We start from the raw sequence: 14,991 nt of genomic DNA, 5'->3' as shown, positions 1-14,991 counted from the left end.
GTGGAGACAGCATGGGTTTCGATCTGGTTTTGTTCGGTGGCACGGGTGATCTCGCATGGCGCAAGCTGATGCCCGCGCTGTTCCAGGCGTTCCGCCACGGCACCCTCCCCGAGGGGGGACGCATCCTGTGCGTGGGTCGCGATGATCTGGGTGACGACCAGTACCGCGCGCTCATCCAGGGCCGCTTCGAAAAGGTGGAACTGTCCAAGCGCCCCAGTCCAGAGGAGTTCTCGCGTTTCGCGGCCCTGCTGCACTACCTGCGCATGGACCTGTCGCAACCCGCCGACTACGAGCGCCTGGCCACGGCGCTGAACACGCGCGGCGCCGAGACGGTGGTGATGTACCTGGCCACTGCGCCCAGCCTGTTCACCACGGTCTGCGAGCAGATCGCCGCCGTGGGGCTGAATGGCCCGCAGACGCGCGTGGTGCTGGAAAAGCCGCTGGGCCACGACCTGGCCTCCAACCAGGCCATCAACGCCTCGCTGCGCAAGGTCCTGCGCGAAGAGCAGGTGTTTCGCATAGACCACTACCTGGGCAAGCCCTCGGTCCAGAACCTGCTGGCCCTGCGCTTCGGCAACGCACTATTCGAGCCGCTGTGGCGGCGCGAGACCATTGCCAACATCCAGATCACCATTGCCGAGGAACTGGGCGTGGAAAGCCGTGGCGCCTTCTACGACCAGACCGGCGCGCTGCGCGACATGGTGCAAAACCATGCCCTGCAACTGCTGTGCGCCATCGGCATGGAGCCGCCCATCAACGCCTCGGCCCACGCCATCCGCGACGAAAAGCTCAAGGTGCTGCAGTCGCTCAAGCCCTGGACGCCGGAAGCGCTGGGCCAGCATGTGGTGCGCGGCCAGTATCTGGCCGGCGCCAGCCAGGGCCAGCCCGTGCCCGCCTACCAGCAAGAGAAAGGCGTGGCGGCCGGCAGCCAGACCGAGACCTTCGTCGCCCTGCGCACCGAGATCTGCAACTGGCGCTGGGCCGGCGTGCCCTTCTACATCCGCACCGGCAAGCGGCTGGCAGGACGGGATGCGCGCATCGTCGTGAACTTCCGGCCCGTGCCCCATCCCATCTTCCGCTCGCCCCTGTCCGAAGCCAACCGGCTGGTCATCAACCTGCAGCCCAAGGACGGCCTGGAGCTGCACCTGCTGGCCCAGGGCGCCACCCAGCAGCAGGCCGAGCCTTCGCTGGCCCCCGTGCACCTGAACCTGGACTTCGACCAGCGCTTCGGCGCCAAGCGCGTGGGCGCCTACGAACGCCTGCTGCTGGACGTGATCGCCGGGCGGCTGAACCTGTTCGTGCGCAGCGACGAGCAGGAACAGGCCTGGCGCTGGGTGGAACCCATACTGCAGCACTGGCGCAACGATCTCTCGGGGCCGCGCGGCTATGCGGCTGGCAGTTGGGGGCCCAGCGCGGCCAGCGCGATGATTGCGCGGGATGGGTTTTGCTGGAGCGAGGAGGTTTAGGCACCCCCTGAGGCGCTTCGCGCCTTCCCCCTCTCTACTCGCTACGCGAGGGAGGGGGACGACGCCCTCGCCGCGAGGCGGCTCTTGCTCGGCGTCTCTCGCCTGACAGCGCCAGCTTCCTGCGCCGCGCCTGCATATGGGCCCACGCAGTTGGCATATGGCCCGTGAGAAACGCTGAATCATGGGGGAACCTACAATGAGGCCCCGAGAGACTGACCACACCATGAATCCTGCTGCGCCGGCTGCCGATGCCGCCCCCACCTCCTCCCTGATCGATCCCAAGCTCGCCATGGGATGGATGCACACGACACGCTTTTTGACGACGGCTGCGCAACTGCACCATCTTCCCAAGGTCGATGTGCCCGAGATCGCGTTCGTGGGCCGCTCCAATGCCGGCAAGTCCACCTGCATCAACACGCTGACGCAGCAAAAGCAGCTGGCCTTCGCCTCGAAGAAGCCCGGCCGCACGCAGCACATCAACCTGTTCTCCCTGGGCAAGCAGGGCGTGACCGATGCCGTGCTGGCCGATCTGCCCGGCTACGGCTACGCCGCCGTGTCGCGCACGGACAAGCAGCGCTGGCAGCGCGTGATGCTGAACTATCTGGTCAGCCGCGAGAGCCTGACGGGCATCGTGCTGCTGTGCGATCCGCGACTGGGCCTGACCGAACTCGACGAAGCCTTGCTCGATGCCCTGCGCCCGCGCGTGCAGGAGGGCCTGAAGTTCCTCGTGCTGCTGACCAAGGCCGACAAGCTCACGCGCGCCGAGCAGGCCAAGGTGCTGTCCATCACGCGGCTCAATGCCGGCGGTGGCGAGGTGCGCATGTTCTCCGCGCTGAAGAAGCAAGGTGTGGACGAGGTGGCCCAGCTGCTGTGGCACTGGAGCCATCCCGAAGGGCTGGCCCAGCCGGCCGCCGCTGCACCGCAGGCGGACGTCGCAGCCGCGACGCCCGGCGAGAGCGACAGCCCCCAAGATTAGCGCCCGGAGGCGCTCGTGTAGCCAGCGCCCCGCAAGGAGCGCAACATGGTGACCACCTGCATTCGTGAGCTGCCTCACGGCATCCATCTGCACTGCCGCGTCAGCGGCGAACCCGGCCGGCCGCTGCTGCTGTTCCTGCACGGCTTTCCCGAGGGCAGCTTCATCTGGGAAGGCATGCTGGAGCAGTTCGGCACGCAATGGCGTTGCGTCGCCCCCGATCTGCGGGGCTTTGGCCATTCCAGCCAGCCGGCCGGCGTGGAGCAGTACAAGGCCAAGCACCTGCTGCAGGATCTGGCGGCGCTGATCGCCATCGAAAGCCCTGGCGCCCCAGCCGCCTGCGTGATCGCCCACGACTGGGGCGGTGCCCTGGCCTGGGGTCTGGCCAATCGCCATCCCGGGTTGATGCAGCGGCTGATGATCCTCAACGCCCCACATCCAGGCGCCTTTCTGCGCGAGTTGCTGGACAACCCCGTGCAGCAGGCTGCAAGCCAGTACATGCATTTCCTGCGCCGCCCCGACGCGCCCGCCCTGCTGGCCGACAACGGCTGGCAGCGCATGCTGGGATTTTTCCGCACACCGCAGGGCGAGTTGCCCGGATGGCTCACGCCGCAGTTGCAGCAGCGCTACCGCGAGCACTGGGACCTGGGCGTGCAAGGCTCCTGCCACTACTACGGCGCCAGTCCCCTGGTGCCGCCCCGGCCCGAAGATCCGGCCTCAGCCGACGCACTGCGCAACCTGAGGCTGCCGCCCGAGATGCTGGACATCGGCGTGCCCACGCATGTGCTCTGGGGCGACAGCGACCCGGCGCTGCAGCCTGCCCTGGTCGAAGGTCTGGAGCCGTGGGTACCGCGCCTGACGGTGCAGCACCTGGCAGGCACTTCGCACTGGGTCGTGCACGAGCAGCCCGATGCGGTGCGGCAAGCGCTGGAGCAGTTCCTGTCCCGCCCCGTTCAGTAGACCGAGGGCTCGCCCTCGGGCCGGGTCTTGAAGCGCCTGTGCACCCAGTAGTACTGGTCGGGCATGGTGCGAATCGCCGCTTCCAGCTCACGGTTCATGCGTGCCGTGTCGGCCTCGGCATCGTCGGTGGGAAAGTCCGTCCAGGCCGGCGTGATCTCGGCCACGTAGCCCGTGGGCGTCATGCGCGTATACATGCCCAGCACCTTGGCCCGGCCCAGGCGTGCAAAGCGCGACAGCGAGGGGATGGTGGCCGCGTTCACGCCGAAGAAGGGCACGAAGACCGAGTCGTTGCGGCCGAAGTCCATGTCGGGCAGCAGGTACAGCAGCCCGCCCTTGCGCAGGCTGGAGATGATGGGCTTGACCCCGTCGGCGCGGTTGAGCATGCGCACGTCGCCAAAGCGCTGGCGCCCCGACATGAACCACTCATCGACCGCAGGGTCCGGGTGGGTGGAAAAGATCGAGGTGAAGGGCCGCGTGGTGTGCAGCGGCAGCGCCAGGCCACCCGCGTCCATGCTGTAGAAATGCGGCGCGAACAGGATGGTGGGCGTATCGCCATCGAGCTCATGCACGGCGCCCTGCAGCTTCACGCGCTCGGCCACCACCTCGCGCGGCGCGGCCCACAGCCAGCTGCGGTCCAGCCAGGTCTGGCAAAAGACGATGAAGTTGCTGCGCGCCAGCTCCACGCGCTGCGCCTCGGTCAGCTCGGGAAAGCACAGCGCAAGATTGCGCAGCGCCACCTTGCGGCGCGGCGCCGCCAGCACGAACAGCACACGCCCCAGAAACGCACCCAGACCCCGCAGCCACGGCAGCGGCATCCAGGCCAGCGACCGCATCAGCCACACGCCGATGCGCCCGCTCATGCACCCACCTCGCCGGCAGCTGCTTCACGGCGCGGCTGCTTGTAGCGCGCATAGCCCCACAGGTACTGCTGCGGACATTGGCGGATGGTGTGTTCCATCGCCTCGTTGATCTGCTGCACCGCAGCTTCCAGATTCTCGGACAAGGGCACGGGCAACTCCTCAAGATACAGCGCATAGCCCCGCCCCCAGGACAAGCGCTCACAACGGGCCACGATCACCGCGGCCCCCGTCTGCAACGCCAGGCGCGCCGCCAGCGTCATCGTATAGGCATCGCGGCCGAAGAACGGCGACCAGACGCCCTGCCCCTCGGGCGGGACCTGGTCGGGCAGCAGCCCCACGGCCGTGCCCTTGCGCAGCGCCTTGATCATCTGCCGCACGCCGGCCAGCGTGGTCGGCACGGCCTGCACGCCGGGCCGGTTGCGCGCCGTCTCCATGACGCGGGCCAGCCAGGGCTGGCGCGCGGGGCGGTAGAGAATGGTGATCTCGCCATGCTCGGCCGACCATTGCCGCGCCGCCTGCTGCACAGACAGCTCGAAACAGCCCAGGTGCGGCGTCAGAAAGATGATGCCGCGCCCGGCCGCGTAGGCCCGGCGCACGCATTCCTCGTTGTGCATCTCGCAGCTCGGCTGCCTGCCCATCCACATGCGCGGCAGCTCCGCCACCATGCGCCCCGCATGCCCCACGGCCGGCGCCACGGCGCCGAGACCGTAGCCGGCCTGCCGGGCGTTGGCCAGAAATCGGCGCCGGTACGTGGTGGAAGCAGCGAACGCCACCCAGCCCATGAGCGCGCCAAGGGGGTGCAATAGCCACAAAGGCAGTGCAGCAAACAGTCGGAACAGGGATGGCATTAAAATGATGGGTGTCGCTGAGTTAACTGAGCAACTTGCAGAGCGACGTTAAACAATTTCTGCTAAAGCGTTCGCCAGAGCTCCTGCAGCTTGGGCAGCGCCCAGCAAAAAAGCTGCAACCAAGGAGTTTATTCATATGGCGAACGACTTTCTTTTCACCTCGGAATCCGTCTCTGAAGGCCATCCGGACAAGGTGGCTGACCAGATCTCTGACGCGATCCTGGACGCCATTTTCGCCCAAGACCCGTACAGTCGCGTGGCGGCCGAGACGCTGACCAACACGGGCCTGGTGGTTTTGGCAGGTGAGATCACCACCGGCGCAAACGTCGACTACATCCAGGTCGCACGCGACACCATCAAGCGCATCGGCTACGACAACACCGACTACGGCATCGACTACAAGGGCTGCGCTGTGCTCGTGGCCTACGACAAGCAAAGCCAGGACATCGCCCAGGGCGTGGACAAGGCCAGCGATGACGAGCTCAACACCGGCGCCGGCGACCAGGGCCTGATGTTCGGCTACGCCTGCGACGAGACGCCCGAGCTGATGCCCGCGCCGATCTACTACGCGCACCGCCTCGTCGAGCGCCAGGCCCAGCTGCGCAAGGACGGCCGCCTGCCCTTCCTGCGCCCCGATGCCAAGAGCCAGGTGACCATGCGCTACTTGGACGGCAAGCCCCACAGCATCGACACCGTGGTGCTGTCCACCCAGCACAGCCCCGACCAGTCGGAAACCGCCACGAAGATGAAGGCCAGCTTCACCGAAGCCATCATCGAGGAAATCATCAAGCCCGTGCTGCCCTCCGAGTGGCTGCAGGACACCAAGTACCTGATCAACCCCACGGGCCGCTTCGTTGTCGGCGGTCCCCAGGGCGATTGCGGCCTGACCGGCCGCAAGATCATCGTTGACACCTACGGCGGTGCCTGCCCCCATGGCGGCGGCGCCTTCAGCGGCAAGGACCCGACCAAGGTGGACCGCAGCGCCGCCTACGCCGCGCGCTACGTGGCCAAGAACATCGTGGCCGCCGGCCTGGCGCGCCAGTGCCAGATCCAGGTGGCCTACGCCATCGGCGTGGCACGCCCGATGAACATCACGGTCTACACCGAAGGCACGGGCGTCATCCCCGACGCCGAGATCGCCAAGCTGGTGGCCGCCCACTTCGACCTGCGCCCCAAGGGCATCATCCAGATGCTGGACCTGCTGCGCCCCATCTACAGCAAGACCGCCGCCTACGGCCACTTCGGCCGTGAAGAACCCGAGTTCACCTGGGAGCGCACCGACAAGGCAGCCGTGCTGCGCGCCGCGGCCGGCCTGTAAGCCAGCCGCAGGGGGCTTCACGCCCCCGCATCAGGCACACAAGACCCCATGCCGCGCGAATCGCGGCATGGGGTCTTTTCCATTGCGCGCCTTCTCACAATGCTCCCGGCTCACGAGGGCATGCCACCAACTCTCGGCTGTTAAACTGCCAGCGCTTTTCCCAGAGCGAGGCCATCTCCGTGGCCGATCCATTCGAAGTTCGCCACGTCCGAGAGAAGACAAGAAGCAATGGCAGCCTCCTCCAAAGCCATCTACTGGTTCAGCACTCTTTTGTTGATCTCGGTACTGGCCGTCTATCTTCCAGGCCTGAGCAATGGCCTGCTGTTCGACGATATGCGCCTGACGGATGGCACCATTTTCGGAAGCTATGGCAGCCTGCTGCAATTCAAGCAGCGAACCTTGTCATATGGCAGCTTTGTCTGGATCGAGCAGGTCTTTGGAGCCGGCTGGTGGAAGCAGCGTGCCTTCAATGTCGCCCTGCATCTGGCCACGGTGGCGGCCCTGTATGCACTGTTCAAGGCCTTGATCGCACATACGCGCTTTCCCCAAGACATGGAGGAGCAGCCCCATTTCCCGGCATCCCGCGATGCGGCCTTGCATCTGGGACTGGTACTTTTCGCCCTCAACCCCGTTGCCGTCTATGCCGTCGCCTATCTCATCCAGCGCTCCATCGTCATGGCGACGCTGTTTGCCGTGCTGGCGTGCTGGTCCTTCGTACGAGGCCTTCAGAGCGGACGGGTCGCATGGCATGCGGCGGCCCTGGTGTGCTATCTGCTCGCCGTGCTTTCCAAGGAGCATGCCTTCCTGACCGTCGCGATGGTCGTCCCGCTCTACCTCTTCATCCGCCGCCCAGGCCTGAAACCCGCCCTGGCCATCATCGGTGCAACCTTGCTGCTGCTGGCCATTGCCTCGGCAGCGGTCTTCCATTTCTTCGGCCAACTGGTAGGCCAGATCTTTGACGAGCAATCCCTGGGCTATGCGCGGCAGCTGGAAGCACTGCACCCCGGCATCACCTCCAGGATCTACCCACTGAGCATTTTGAACGAGGCAGCCCTGTTCTTTGCCTATGGCTTTCTGTGGGCCGTTCCCTATGTGAGCTGGATGTCCGTCGATCTGCGACCGGCATTTCCCCTGGGCCTGGGCTCTGCCTGGCATCTTGCAGGCGCATTGGGCTATCTGGCTTTGCTGGCCTGCTCAGTCTGGGCCTTGCTCAAACGCCCGGGCGTCATGGGCCTGGTGGCCCTCTGTCTTCTGTTTCCGCTGCTCTGGTATGCCACTGAATTCGCGACGGTCTGGCTGCAGGATCCCTTCGTGCTCTATCGCAGCTACCTGTGGGCCATCGCCATCCCGGGATTGGTGGCCATTGCACTGACGGGGGTCAAGCCTCGCACCATCTATATCGCAGGCATCTTCATCGGCATTGTGTTTGGGGCCCTGTCTTTTGAGCGGGTGCTGTCCCTGCAGGACGCCGGCACTTCCTGGGCGGATGCCGCCGAAAAGATCGACAAGAAAGCCCCGGCCAATGCCGTGGGCCGTGGCCGCGCCTTTCTCAACCTGGGTACCGCGCACGCAGACAAAGGCATGCTGGACCAGGCCGTACAGGATTTCGCCACAGCCAATGCCCTGGGGGACCTGGGCGGCAATGCACTGTTCAACATGGGGGCCATTCTTTCCCAGCAAAGGAAGTTCACCGAAGCCTTGAATGCCTTTGATGCAGCGCAGTCCAAGGGCTTCAAGGGACAGGCTTTGCACTATCAGAAGGCCGAGGCCATGATGGCCATGGGCCAGTTGCGTCCCGCATTCGAAGCCTACTCGCTCGCGCTGAATGAGCCTTCCGAGGACAGCGACAACGCCAGGCAGATGGAGCAGGCCACGCGCCTCAAGCGCGCGGAGGTCGCCATAGGCCTTCAGCAATACGCCATCGCCGCCGATGACTTCCGCCGTCTGCTGCAGGCATCGCCGAACGCTCCCCGCCCGACCGTGGGACTGGGGCTGGCCCTTGTGGGCCAGGGCGACAGCGCGCAGGCCAAACAGTTGCTGGACGCCCTGATCTCCCGCAGCCCCAGCGCGCCGGCCTACTATGGCCGGGCCATGGCCCACCGCGGTCTGGGCCATCTGCCCGAGGCGCTCAAGGATCTGGATCAGGCCATTCGCCTGGAGCCACAGAATCCGCAGTATCGACAGATCCGCAATCAACTGAGCCCGGCGCCCGCAGCGAAGTAGGCAGCCCGCACGATGGCGCTACGCATCCTCCACGTCGGCAAATTCTTTCCTCCCTACCGGGGCGGAATGGAAGTCTTTCTCGCCGACCTGGTCCATGAGCAGCGGCGACAGGGCATAGATGCCCATGCCCTGGTCCATGGCGATCCACTGCCGGATGATCCCTCCTGGCTGGAACGCGTCCCCGTCCAGTTCAACCTGGTCTATGCGCCGATGGCCATCGGCTTTCGGCGCGCGCTGGGCCGCGCCATCGAACGCGTCCAACCCGACGTGCTGCACCTGCACCTGCCCAACAATTCAGCGTTGTGGGCGCTCACGCTGCCGATAGCCAGGCGTGTGCCCTGGGTGATCCACTGGCACTCGGATGTGGTGGTGTCCAACATCAAATGGTCGGTGGCCCTGGCCTACATGCTGTACCGCCCTTTCGAACAGGCCCTGCTGGAGCGGGCCCAACAGGTATTCGCCACTTCGCCGCCCTATCTCGAGGCCAGCAACGCCCTGCGCGCCTGGCGTGGCAAATGTGAGATCGTCCCGCTGGGCCTGGACCTTCGAAATATTCCTCCTCCTGCGGCGCTGTCACCCGGCCAGGGCTGGCGCTCAGAAACGAGACTGCGCCTGCTCTCCATAGGCCGGCTCACTTACTACAAGGGTTTTGAAACACTGATCCGTGCCGTGTCGACCATGCCTGGCGTGGAGTTGCTGATCGCGGGCGAAGGCGAGCTGCGCACATCGCTGGAGGCACTGATCCGCCAATGCACCCCCGAAGGCAGACCCACACCCGTGCGACTGACGGGTGCCGTCTCCGACGGGGAAAAACATGCGCTGTTCGCCAGCTGCGATATCTTTTGCCTTGCTTCACGCGAACGCACGGAAGCTTTCGGCATCGTCTTACTGGAGGCCATGCTGCATGGCAAGCCCTGTCTTGTCACCGACCTCCCAGGCTCGGGCATGCCCTGGGTGGTTGCGCATGCTCACGCCGGCCTGCATGTTCCCTTCGAGGACCAGGATGCGTGGCGCAGCAGCATCGCGCGCCTTCAGCACAATACCGCCCTGCGACAGCGGCTGGGCCAGTCGGGGCACAAGGCCTTGCACCGTTTCTTCAGCATCGGCCCCTGCGAGCAAAGCGTGGCACGCCACTATCGCAGCCTGGCACCGGATACCCGCCCTGCCAAGCCACGCCAGGATCTGCTGGTCGTCATCTCCACACGCAACAATGAAACCGAGATCGGGCATCTGATACGCCGTGTACATGCGCTGGTGAAGGCCTCGGTTCTGGTCGTGGACAACCGCAGCACCGATGCGACCTGCCATGAAGCAGAAGAATGCGGGGCCAGGGTGCTGCGCCCATTGCTGGCCATGACCAATTGGGGCAGTTTGCAGACCGGACTGCGCTATGCGCAGACCCACGGCTTCCAGACCGTCGTCACCATCGACGCCGAAGGCCTATATGAAGTCGAGGAGCTGCCCGCCCTGCTGGCGCAGCGTGAACAGGCAGACATGGTCGTTGCCTATTTTTCCGAGCGCAACAGCCTGGTACGACGCATCGCGTGGCAGTGGTTTCGATGGCTGACCGGCTTTGGCCTGCGGGACTTCGTTTCCGGCTTCCGCCTATACAACCGACAGGCCCTGGAGACGGCAACCTCCACGCAAGCCACGATGCTGGACTACCAGGACATAGGAACCTTGCTGCTCATGCGCCGGCAAGGCCTGCGGATAGCAGAAGTGGCCCTGCCATTGCATACGGCAAGAGTGAATCGTTCCAAGATCTTCAGATCATGGGGCAATGCCGTCCGCTATGCCGCAGTCTCTTCCCTGTTGAGCATTGCCCATGGCAGAGCCTGGCAAAGACCGCTTCGCCCGCCACGCTAGCCGTCACACCAGTTGCGCGACCCGGGCGTAGATGCCTACCGTACGCTCTGCGCACTTCTCCCAGGAAAACTGCGCGGATCGCGCCAGCCCCAGCGCCCTGGCCTGCTCTTGCCATCTTTCATCAGCAAGACAGACCTCCAGGCCATGCGAGATCTCCTCCAGATCGAGAGGATCCACCAACCAAGCCGCGCCACCCGCGACTTCCGGCATGCAGGACACCCTGGATGTCAGCACCGGCGTACCACTGGCCAAGGCTTCGACAATGGGCAGGCCAAAGCCCTCATAGAGCGATGGATAGGCCATCAATCGTGCACCCGCATACAAGGCAGGGAGCCAGGATTGGTCAACGTAGGAAATATAGCGTGCCCACCCTTGCGCCTGCGCCTTCTCAATGCATGCATGAATGGAATCTGAATTCCATCCTCTGGCCCCGGCAATCACCAATGGCCAATCGCTTCTCATTCTCTCCGGCAGCATTCCATAGGCCTGAACGAGGCGCTCCACATTTTTTCTAGGCTCCACGGTCCCCACAAAAAGGCTATATTCCCCAGCCCTCAGGCCCAAGGCCGTCATGGCCGGCTCCAGCATTTTTGAGGAGTGAGGAAAAAAATCACTCCCTGCGGCCAAATGAATGGCCGTGACTTGCTCCGGCGGCATCAAGCCGTGTGCCAGGACTTCCTGCCGGACTGTTTCGGATACGGTGATGACATGGTTGGTCCGTGCCAGACTGTCACCCAGGGCCATATTCATATATTCCACCCGAGCCCGTGGGTGGAACTGTGGGCATATGATGTGAGAAAGATCATGAACGGTACTCACCGTCCTTCCCTTGAAGGGAGGAACGATATAGTTGGGAGAATGATAAACAGATTTTTCGTTACCACGCAGTCGCCATTCAAAAATCGCAGGTGCCAATCTCTCATAGACACGCACGGCTATCCGGCTTCCTGCAAGCCTGTCGCGCAAAGCCGCCTTCTTCCTGTTGAGAGAGATGGACACATGGTCCGATGTCTCCATCGCACCCAAGGGGTCACTGACCCAACGCCCAGAGGAAAAATAGCGCAACCTCTCGATATCCTCATGGCATCTCACCCGCCTTGCCAGCTCGTAGGTATACCGACCGATACCAGTCAACGGAGGGCGAAGGGCATCAGCCGCAAATATAACGTCGAGCTTCATGCACATATCCCATTGAGCAAAGCCGCTGCTCCTGGGAGATAAACAGCGGCATCATCGGGCCCCATTTCCATGGCATCCAGCATCTTTCTACAAAATTTTCTGCAACAGTCTTTTGCATTCAACAGCCCGACGACTCCAGGAATGGTCCTGAATGAGAGACTCCTTTCTACACTCCATCAGCTTTCCCGGGTCATTCATCCATTGCTGGCACATATGGCGCAGCACCCTTTCTATTTCCTGATGGCTGTTCTTCACAACAATCCCCGCACCCGTGCTCTCGATCAATTCCGCACCGGGATCGGAACCTTCTCCAGTCTGGATATGCAGTATTGGTCTTTTTGAACCGAGATACTCATAGACCTTCCCTGGGATCTGATAACTCTGCACATTACCAATATTCACAAGCACATCTGCCTGTCGCTGCAATTCAAGGCATTCAAAATGACTTCTTTGGCCCAGGAATTTCACACCGTCCACACCATGAAACAGGTCTTCAAATGCAGAATTATTGCCAGCAACAATAAAAGATATATCCAGATCCTTCATCAGTGAAAGCGCCTTTGCCAGCTCGACCGGGTTTCTGAAATCTCTGTAAAAATTACCCGTGAACACAAGAAGGAACCGGCGACCACCTGGACGCTCAATGACATCCGTCTGCCCGGATGGAAAACCCTGCGGTAGCACGGATATTTTTTCCCCAATGCCCTCACCATGTCTCTGCTTCAGCAGATTCGAAACGCTGTCGGCTGTTACCCAAATGGACGTGGCGCAAGAGACCACTTTTCTCTCGGCCATCGAGTCCACTGCACGCCTCCAGCGCGGCGAATAGGGAGTCAGCAGGGGATCACCCAAGTCCACGACCCAAGGAATATTGAAGCGACGAGCATGAGATCCGACAAATATATCAACTGCCGGTTCATGGGAGCTTATCACCACATCAAAATTTTCCGTCCTCAGCAAATTCCTCATTTTTCGAAGGGCGAACGGATACCACTCAGATCTGACATCAGGGTACAGGACGGCATCCAGAACCGATCGCACCAACCGATAGGCACGAAAAGCCCATGAAGTATGAGATGATTTTATCCCAGTGACATCTTCAGGCCTTCCAGGCTTTTTCCTCGCAAGCCTTTGACTCAACCCAATGAATGGCCCAGGCCAAACGCGATGAATGGTTATCCGCCCATCAAGATCCATTGGAAATGCATGCTCAGCAGATATGTCCGGGCATATGACATGAACATCCAGCCCCAAATTGGCCAGCTCATTGGATAGATAAAACCATCTCAGAGCCTGGGCAGCCAATATTGGCGGAAATTCATATGCAACAAGCAGAATCTTCACAGAATCTGCTCTCTTAAAACGCAAACTATTCTTGCAGCGGCCTTCCCATCACCATACGGAGAAGCACCTCTCGCCATCTCCTTATATGCCATTCCATCCTGCAGCAGTCGTTGCGTCTGTTGCACGATGAATTCAGTATCTGCCCCCACCAACTTCACGACACCTTCAGAAATTGCCTCAGGACGCTCTGTTTCCTCACGCAGCACGAGCACCGGCTTTCCCAATGCAGGCGCTTCTTCCTGGACGCCTCCTGAATCGGTCAGAATCAGATAGGATCTCTTCATTGCCGCGACAAAAGGCGCATAATCCAATGGCTCACAAAGCATGAAATTTGACTCATCCTTCAGGAACTCATGGGCTACACCCTTGACATTGGGGTTTGGATGCACCGGGTAAAGAAACTGAACATCTGGATTCTGGCGTGCAAGGGTTTTCAATGCCTGGCAGATGCGACGCAATGGCTCCCCAAAATTCCCCCTGCGATGCGAGGTAACCAGGACCAGGCGCTTTTCCGGATCCATGGGTACGCCAATTTCCAGATCCTTTGCAGCGGCCATCAGCAAAGCATCGATGACGGTGTTGCCTGTCACAGTGATACTGCTGTCTGCCATTCCATCCCTGAGGAGATTCTGGCGTGAACCTTGCGTAGGCGCAAAATGCCAGCGCGCAAGCTTTCCCGCAATCACACGATTTGCCTCTTCCGGAAATGGATTCTGTACATCCCATGTCCGCAGCCCTGCCTCGACGTGGCCTATTGGTATTCTGCGATAGAAACAGGCAAGGGAAACTGCCATCACAGTCGTAGTATCTCCTTGCACCAGTACGGCATCAGGATCTTCAGACTCCAGCACCTCATCCATCTGAAGGAGCAGACGCCCTGTCAATTCCGCCAATGTCTGATTCGGTCTCATGATATTCATATCGATATCTGGCTTGATATCGAAAAAATCAAGAACCTGATCCAGCATCTGGCGATGCTGGGCGGTGGCTAGCACTCGCACCTCGACCCAAGGCTCATTTCTTAGTGCGCGGATCACCGGCGCCATCTTGATTGCCTCTGGACGAGTACCAACGACGCAGCATATTTTTTTTCGACTCGAGCGCATGCAGCAATCCCCTTTTGGGAGTAATAGTGTCTCGCGACAATGAATAAAAATCCTTGACGGAATCCCAACTGGTGCACTCTCGACCCGCGCGAAGAACGACAACGAACTCACCAAACTGGTGGCTCATCCTGGCCTCCAGAACATCGAAATCAATCAATCCCATCGCGCACAGCGGGGCAAACACCTTGGTTATCACATCTTCGAACTGGAAAACATGGGAATGAACACCTGGATGCCATCCATCAAGTGCTTTCCTCAAAGAATCAATACTCAATCTCTCTTCAGCAACATTCTCCGCATTGATATAACCCTTGTCGTACAACATCGCCGATTCCAAGGCATGAAATGCCTTCGCAGGAAATTCCGGCTGCAAGTGCTGAAATATCAGATAAGCCAGACTTGTGTCACTACGGAATTTGTCGAAACTATAGCGCTTGTCCGGCAGGACAATCATGCAGTGACCACCATGCTTTAGGAGTTTTCGCAATGTCTGGAAATAACCGACAAAACCGACTACATGTTCAGCTACATGGGCTGCGATGATCATGTCGAACTCGTCAGTGACCACATTGCAATAATTCTCATCCTTGCAGACATAGTCCACATGGATCACTGAATCCGGATTTTCCCCAATGCGGATTGCATGCTGTCTCAGCTCGTCGGTATCGTAGCAATCAAGTGTTTTCAAATCAGCCTCTGCTTTTCCGAGCGTTGGCCTGATAAATGGTCCTATTTCCAGAGCGGAGATGGGATGATTCAGATAAGGGAGAATAACCTCTCGCCTGAACTCCTCAAGGCTCCCATACCCCCCATCCATCCTTCCGGTGCCTTGCATGTGCATTCCATTT

The 14,991-nt window shown here is 61.2% G+C and carries 12 protein-coding genes; 6 read left to right on the top strand and 6 right to left on the bottom strand.

The annotated features are described in order from the left end of the window. Positions 1–11 precede the first annotated feature (11 nt). From zwf to ACFPFG_RS23950, 3 genes are all read left to right on the top strand, one after another. Positions 12–1,466, top strand: coding sequence for a glucose-6-phosphate dehydrogenase (gene zwf, locus ACFPFG_RS23960; protein ID WP_380108583.1), 1,455 nt, complete (start codon positions 12–14; stop codon positions 1,464–1,466). Between the two features lie 223 nt (positions 1,467–1,689). Beyond that, positions 1,690–2,442: a ribosome biogenesis GTP-binding protein YihA/YsxC gene (gene yihA / locus ACFPFG_RS23955; RefSeq protein ID WP_013800744.1), complete on the top strand. Its 753-nt coding sequence runs from the start codon at positions 1,690–1,692 to the stop codon at positions 2,440–2,442. 45 nt (positions 2,443–2,487) lie between these two features. Continuing rightward, positions 2,488–3,399: an alpha/beta fold hydrolase gene (locus ACFPFG_RS23950; RefSeq protein ID WP_312373919.1), complete on the top strand. Its 912-nt coding sequence runs from the start codon at positions 2,488–2,490 to the stop codon at positions 3,397–3,399. Here the strand turns inward: ACFPFG_RS23950 and ACFPFG_RS23945 are convergent. Together ACFPFG_RS23945 and ACFPFG_RS23940 are read right to left on the bottom strand one after the other, a co-directional pair. Beyond that, positions 3,393–4,259 (bottom strand): lysophospholipid acyltransferase family protein, encoded by an 867-nt coding sequence (locus ACFPFG_RS23945; protein ID WP_012207400.1) that lies wholly within the window; start codon positions 4,257–4,259, stop codon positions 3,393–3,395. The two genes, ACFPFG_RS23950 and ACFPFG_RS23945, sit on opposite strands and share 7 nt — an antisense overlap. Beyond that, positions 4,256–5,107: a lysophospholipid acyltransferase family protein gene (locus ACFPFG_RS23940; RefSeq protein ID WP_183019475.1), complete on the bottom strand. Its 852-nt coding sequence runs from the start codon at positions 5,105–5,107 to the stop codon at positions 4,256–4,258. The genes ACFPFG_RS23945 and ACFPFG_RS23940 overlap by 4 nt, the downstream gene beginning before the upstream one ends. 136 nt (positions 5,108–5,243) lie before the next feature. Between ACFPFG_RS23940 and metK the strand changes: the two genes are divergently transcribed. The 3 genes from metK (at position 5,244) to ACFPFG_RS23925 (ending at position 10,514) form a co-directional block, all read left to right on the top strand. Beyond that, a complete protein-coding gene (gene metK / locus ACFPFG_RS23935) occupies positions 5,244–6,425 on the top strand; it encodes a methionine adenosyltransferase (RefSeq protein WP_183019476.1) in 1,182 nt (393 codons plus the stop codon). Positions 6,426–6,653: 228 nt separating this feature from the next. Further along, on the top strand, positions 6,654–8,648 hold the full coding sequence (locus ACFPFG_RS23930; RefSeq protein WP_380108579.1) for a tetratricopeptide repeat protein: 1,995 nt from the start codon (positions 6,654–6,656) through the stop codon (positions 8,646–8,648). Between the two features lie 12 nt (positions 8,649–8,660). Beyond that, entirely contained in the window at positions 8,661–10,514 is a 1,854-nt protein-coding gene (locus ACFPFG_RS23925) for a glycosyltransferase (RefSeq protein ID WP_380108577.1), read from the top strand. Between the two features lie 3 nt (positions 10,515–10,517). Here ACFPFG_RS23925 and ACFPFG_RS23920 read toward each other — a convergent pair whose 3' ends face one another. The 4 genes from ACFPFG_RS23920 to ACFPFG_RS23905 form a co-directional block, all read right to left on the bottom strand. Then, a complete protein-coding gene (locus ACFPFG_RS23920) occupies positions 10,518–11,693 on the bottom strand; it encodes a glycosyltransferase family 4 protein (RefSeq protein WP_197955123.1) in 1,176 nt (391 codons plus the stop codon). A gap of 87 nt (positions 11,694–11,780) precedes the next feature. Then, the gene (locus ACFPFG_RS23915; RefSeq protein WP_380108574.1) at positions 11,781–13,037 is read right to left on the bottom strand and encodes a glycosyltransferase; all 1,257 of its coding nucleotides are present in this window, start codon (positions 13,035–13,037) and stop codon (positions 11,781–11,783) included. Then, complete coding sequence (wecB, locus tag ACFPFG_RS23910; RefSeq protein WP_380108572.1) at positions 13,034–14,083, bottom strand: non-hydrolyzing UDP-N-acetylglucosamine 2-epimerase; 1,050 nt, start codon at positions 14,081–14,083, stop codon at positions 13,034–13,036. Before wecB ends, ACFPFG_RS23915 begins: the two co-directional genes overlap by 4 nt. Beyond that, positions 14,052–14,984, bottom strand: coding sequence for a methyltransferase domain-containing protein (locus ACFPFG_RS23905; RefSeq protein WP_197955119.1), 933 nt, complete (start codon positions 14,982–14,984; stop codon positions 14,052–14,054). The genes wecB and ACFPFG_RS23905 overlap by 32 nt, the downstream gene beginning before the upstream one ends. Between the last annotated feature and the right edge of the window lie 7 nt (positions 14,985–14,991).

It is taken from the genome of Delftia deserti (assembly GCF_042653485.1).
Lineage (GTDB): Bacteria > Pseudomonadota > Gammaproteobacteria > Burkholderiales > Burkholderiaceae_C > Comamonas > Comamonas acidovorans.
This window is presented reverse-complemented; position numbering and strand designations above follow the sequence as displayed.

Excerpts from the sequence above, each read along its gene's own strand:
- ACFPFG_RS23925 (WP_380108577.1), top strand. The coding sequence starts at position 8,661 with ATGGCGCTACGCATCCTCCACGTCGGCAAATTCTTTCCTCCCTACCGG.
- ACFPFG_RS23945 (WP_012207400.1), bottom strand. The coding sequence starts at position 4,259 with ATGAGCGGGCGCATCGGCGTGTGGCTGATGCGGTCGCTGGCCTGGATG.
- wecB (WP_380108572.1), bottom strand. The coding sequence starts at position 14,083 with ATGGCGCCGGTGATCCGCGCACTAAGAAATGAGCCTTGGGTCGAGGTG.
- ACFPFG_RS23930 (WP_380108579.1), top strand. The coding sequence starts at position 6,654 with ATGGCAGCCTCCTCCAAAGCCATCTACTGGTTCAGCACTCTTTTGTTG.
- zwf (WP_380108583.1), top strand. The coding sequence starts at position 12 with ATGGGTTTCGATCTGGTTTTGTTCGGTGGCACGGGTGATCTCGCATGG.
- ACFPFG_RS23950 (WP_312373919.1), top strand. The coding sequence starts at position 2,488 with ATGGTGACCACCTGCATTCGTGAGCTGCCTCACGGCATCCATCTGCAC.
- metK (WP_183019476.1), top strand. The coding sequence starts at position 5,244 with ATGGCGAACGACTTTCTTTTCACCTCGGAATCCGTCTCTGAAGGCCAT.
- yihA (WP_013800744.1), top strand. The coding sequence starts at position 1,690 with ATGAATCCTGCTGCGCCGGCTGCCGATGCCGCCCCCACCTCCTCCCTG.
- ACFPFG_RS23920 (WP_197955123.1), bottom strand. The coding sequence starts at position 11,693 with ATGAAGCTCGACGTTATATTTGCGGCTGATGCCCTTCGCCCTCCGTTG.
- ACFPFG_RS23905 (WP_197955119.1), bottom strand. The coding sequence starts at position 14,984 with ATGCACATGCAAGGCACCGGAAGGATGGATGGGGGGTATGGGAGCCTT.
- ACFPFG_RS23940 (WP_183019475.1), bottom strand. The coding sequence starts at position 5,107 with ATGCCATCCCTGTTCCGACTGTTTGCTGCACTGCCTTTGTGGCTATTG.